Source organism: Kitasatospora sp. SC0581 (genome assembly GCF_048159585.1).
GTDB lineage: Bacteria > Actinomycetota > Actinomycetes > Streptomycetales > Streptomycetaceae > Kitasatospora.
In genome coordinates this window covers 1-380 of the sequence record NZ_JBLRWA010000206.1, presented here as the reverse complement: position 1 = coordinate 380, position 380 = coordinate 1, and the positions used below count along the sequence as shown (strand labels likewise).

Sequence of the window (380 nt, the reverse complement as noted above, 5' to 3'; positions counted from 1 at the left end):
GGCGCCGCAGCGGCTCGTGCCGGCTCCCCGGCCCCGGGTACTTGAGCCGCACCACGGCCGGCACCGGGTACCCCGCGCGGGCGAGGTCCACCTCGGCCCGGTAGCCGGTAACCACCCCGGACGACTCCAGCCGCCGGACCCGCTCGGTGGTGGCCGAGGCACTCAGCTTCACCCGCCGGGCCAGCTCCGTGAAGGCGATCCGACCGTCCTGCTGGAGTTCGGCGAGGATCGCCCAGTCGGTCGCGTCGAGACTCTCGGCCATCGGGCCAATCTACCGGGGAATCCCCGGTGGATCGGCGATCATGCCGGGAGGAAGCCCTTCTGACGGACCGTCCGGAGTGGCTAGTTTTGACGGCGTGAAGATCGGTGTGAACGTCCCC

The 380-nt window shown here is 71.3% G+C and carries 1 protein-coding gene; it reads right to left on the bottom strand.

Annotated features, from left to right (window positions below; all coding sequences use genetic code 11):
• The coding region (locus ACLWS4_RS37805) for an Lrp/AsnC family transcriptional regulator (RefSeq protein WP_416876544.1) at positions 1-262 on the bottom strand (262 nt) is incomplete at its 3' end.
• Positions 263-380: the final 118 nt, after the last annotated feature.